Source organism: Variovorax sp. 20P10.2.4, assembly GCF_058244205.1.
In genome coordinates, this window is sequence record NZ_JBZAYE010000667.1 from 1 (window position 1) to 3,816 (window position 3,816).

4 protein-coding genes are annotated in these 3,816 nt (G+C 66.9%); all 4 read right to left on the reverse strand.

Annotation, left to right across the window (positions count from 1 at the left end):
* Window positions 1–510, reverse strand: a 510-nt coding sequence (locus tag AC27VN_RS35305) for a hypothetical protein (RefSeq protein ID WP_490879622.1), incomplete at its 3' end; no start/stop codon positions are given.
* Window positions 507–1,604: a cell division protein ZapE gene (zapE, locus tag AC27VN_RS35310; RefSeq protein ID WP_093342630.1), complete on the reverse strand. Its 1,098-nt coding sequence runs from the start codon at window positions 1,602–1,604 to the stop codon at window positions 507–509. The genes zapE and AC27VN_RS35305, both read right to left, overlap by 4 nt.
* Before the next feature lie 73 nt (window positions 1,605–1,677).
* Window positions 1,678–3,108, reverse strand: a complete 1,431-nt coding sequence (gene lpdA / locus AC27VN_RS35315; RefSeq protein WP_490879623.1) for a dihydrolipoyl dehydrogenase — start codon at window positions 3,106–3,108, stop codon at window positions 1,678–1,680.
* 14 nt (window positions 3,109–3,122) lie between these two features.
* Window positions 3,123–3,816: 2-oxoglutarate dehydrogenase complex dihydrolipoyllysine-residue succinyltransferase (odhB, locus tag AC27VN_RS35320; protein ID WP_490879624.1), on the reverse strand; the 694-nt coding region annotated here is incomplete at its 5' end.

A 3,816-nucleotide genomic window follows, 5' to 3' on the forward strand; every position in this document is an offset into this window, starting at 1 on the left:
CTGCGCGGCCTTGGCCTGCTCGGCGGCCTGGTTGCTCTGCTTCTGGTCGAACTGGCGCTGGCGCTCGGGCGCTTCCGCGGCCGTCGCGGCACGGCCTTCGGCATGGTCGGCGGCACGCTGTTCGCGTTCGCGCTGGTTCTGCTGGGACTGCTCGCGCTGCTGCGCGGAATCCTGCGGGCGTTCGGTGGTCTTCTTCTCGTCGAGCTTGCGCAGCTCGGCGGCGCCGCGGCGCTGGCGCTCGATGTCGTTGATCGACGATTCCTGGCGCTTGATGTGGTCGTTCTCGGTGCGGCGGCGTGCGCGGCTGTCGCGCAGGCAGTCCTCGACCGCGAACTTGGCGTAGCAGGCCTTGCGTTCGTTCTCGTAGCGCGCCTCGATGGCGGCGCGCTCGCTGGCCAGGCGGTTGCGCTCGGCCTCGAGATCGGCGACGCCGGCGGCGGCGCTGGACTGGGCCCAGGCCGGCAGGCCGGCCAACGACATCCACAGGGCAAGGACGAGGGTTTTCTTCATGTGAGGCGAGTGTCGACGATGCGGCGTTCCAGCGCGAGGAATTCGGCCGACTGCATCTCGTTGAGCCGCGAGACCGTGCGCGGAAACTCGTGCGCCAGCGGCCCCTCGGTGTACAACGCCTCGGCCGGTACCTCGGCCGACATGATGAGCTTGACGCGGCGGTCGTACAGCACGTCGACCAGCCAGGTGAAGCGGCGCGCCTCCGAGGCCATGCGCACCGGCATGTGCGGCACGTCGGACAGCAGCACGGTGTGGAACTGGCTCGCGATCTCGAGGTAGTCGTTCTGCGAGCGCGGACCGCCGCACAGCGTCTTGAAGTCGAACCAGACGACGCCGCCGGCCTTGCGCCGCGCGCGGATCTCGCGCGACTCGATGTGCAGCACCGGGTTCTCGTCGGCCGTCTCGGCCAGCTTCTCGAAGGCCTTGCGCATCTCCTTCTCGGCGCCGGCATCGTTCGGCGTCAGGTACATGCGCAGTTGCTCCATGGTGCGGCGCCGGTAGTCGGTGCCGTTGTCCACGCTGAGCACCTCGAGCTTCTGGTTCAGCAGCTCGATGGCGGGCAGGATGCGGTCGCGGTGCAGCCCGCCGGGATAGAGGTCGTCGGGCTTGAAATTGGAAGTGGTGACGAAGCCCACGCCGTTCTCGAACAGCGCCATCAGCAGCCGATGCAGGATCATCGCGTCGGTGATGTCGGCGACGTGGAACTCGTCGAAACAGATCAGCTTGTAGCGCTTCGAGATGCGCAGGCCCAGCTCGTCGAGCGGGTTGACGGTGCCCTGCAGCTCGCGCAGTTCGCGGTGCACCTCGCGCATGAACTCGTGGAAGTGCAGGCGCGTCTTGCGCCGCAGCGGCACGGCGTTGAAGAAGAGGTCCATCAGGAAGCTCTTCCCGCGCCCCACCCCGCCGTACATGTAGACGCCGCGCGGCAGCTCGGGCCGGTTGATGAGCTTCTTCAGCGCATTGGAACGCTGCGACTTGTACGCGGCCCATTCCGTGGCGCAGCGATCGAGCGCCTCGACGGCCCTCAGCTGTGCGGGATCGCTCTTGAACCCGCGTGTCGCGAGTTCCGCTTCGTAGGCCTGTTTGACGCTCAAGGGATCGGAATGCTAGATGTTGGGAGCTGCGGGCGGCCAGCGAATGGCCGCCCGCAGCGGGGTCGCCGCTGGATCAGAAGTTCAGCGTGCGCTTGTCCACCGCCAGGGCGGCTTCCTTGGTGGCTTCCGACAGCGAGGGGTGCGCGTGGCAGATGCGCGCGATGTCCTCGGCGCTGGCCTTGAACTCCATCGCCACCACGGCTTCGGAGATCAGTTCGCTGGCCTGCGGGCCGACGATGTGCACGCCCAGGATCTCGTCCGTGGCCGCGTCGGCCAGGAACTTGACCAGGCCGGTCGTGTCGCCGAGCGCGCGTGCGCGGCCGTTGGCCAGGAACGGGAAGGTGCCGGCCTTGTAGGCGCGGCCCGAGGCCTTGAGCTGCTGCTCGGTCTGGCCGACCCATGCGATCTCGGGGCTGGTGTAGATCACCCACGGCACGGTGTTGAAGTTGACGTGCCCGTGCTGGCCGGCAATGCGCTCGGCCACGGCAACGCCCTCTTCTTCCGCCTTGTGGGCGAGCATCGGGCCGCGCACCACGTCGCCGATCGCCCACACGTTCGGCAGGCTGGTCTTGCAGTCGTCGTCCACGGCGATGGCGCCGCGCTCGTCGAGCTTCAGGCCCACCGCTTCGGCGTTCAGGCCGATGGTGTTGGGCACGCGGCCGATCGAGACGATCAGCTTGTCGACCTCGAGCGTCTGGGCTTCGCCCTTGGCGTTGGTCCAGGCCACGCTCACGCCGTTCTTGCTCGACTTGATCTCGCCGACCTTCACGCCGAGCTCGATCTTCAGGCCCTGCTTGTCGAAGGCCTTCTTGGCTTCCTTGGCGATCTGCTCGTCGACCGCGCCGAGGAAGGTCGGCAGCGCTTCGAGCACCGTGACTTCGGCGCCGAGGCGGCGCCACACCGAGCCCATCTCGAGGCCGATGACGCCCGAGCCGATCAGACCCAGCTTCTTCGGCACCGCGCCGATGCGCAGGGCGCCGTCGTTCGAGAGGATGTTCTCCTCGTCGAAGGCCGCGCCGGGCAGCGCACGGGCGTTGGAGCCGGTGGCGACGATGATGTGCTTGCCGGTGATGGTTTCCTCGGCGGCGCCGGTCACCTTGATGTCGTAGCCGGCGTCGCCGGCCTTCTCGAACGCGCCACGGCCGTGGAAGAAGCTGATCTTGTTCTTCTTGAACAGGTACAGGATGCCGTCGTTGTTCTGCTTCACGACCTGGTCCTTGCGGGCCAGCATCTTGGCGAGGTCGATGCCGAGGCCCTCGACCTTGATGCCGTGGTCGGCGAAGTGGTGGTTCGCCTGCTCGTAGTGCTCCGACGACTGCAGCAGCGCCTTCGAGGGGATGCAGCCGACGTTGGTGCAGGTGCCGCCCGGTGCCGGGCCGCCCTTGCCGTTCTTCCACTCGTCGATGCAGGCGACGTTGAAGCCGAGCTGCGCCGCGCGGATGGCGGCGATGTAGCCGCCGGGGCCGCCGCCGATGACGATGACGTCGAATTGTTTGTTGGCCATCTGGTTCTTTCTCCTCAGATGTCGAACAGCAGGCGCGACGGATCCTCGAGCGCTTCCTTCATGGCGACCAGGCCCAGCACGGCTTCGCGGCCGTCGATGATGCGGTGGTCGTAGCTCATCGCCAGGTAGTTCATCGGGCGGATGACGATCTGGCCGTTCTCGACCACGGCGCGGTCCTTGGTGGCGTGCACGCCGAGGATCGCGGACTGGGGCGGGTTGATGATCGGGGTCGAGAGCATCGAGCCGAAGGTGCCGCCGTTCGAGATCGAGAAGGTGCCGCCGGTCATCTCTTCGATGCCGAGCTTGCCGTCCTGTGCCTTCTTGCCGTACTCGGCGATCTTCTTCTCGATGTCGGCGAAGCTCATCTGGTCGGCATTGCGCAGGATCGGCACCACCAGGCCGCGCGGCGAACCGACGGCGATGCCGATGTCGAAGTAGCCGTGGTACAGGATGTCGTTGCCGTCGACCGAGGCGTTGATCACCGGGTACTTCTTGAGCGCGTGCACCGCGGCCTTCACGAAGAAGCTCATGAAGCCGAGCTTGACGCCGTGTTCCTTGGTGAAGCTGTCCTGGAAGCGCTTGCGCAGTTCCATGACGGGCGCCATGTTGACTTCATTGAAGGTCGTGAGGATGGCGTTGGTCGATTGCGATTGCAGCAGGCGCTCGGCGATGCGGGCGCGCAGGCGGCTCATCGGCACGCGCTGTTCG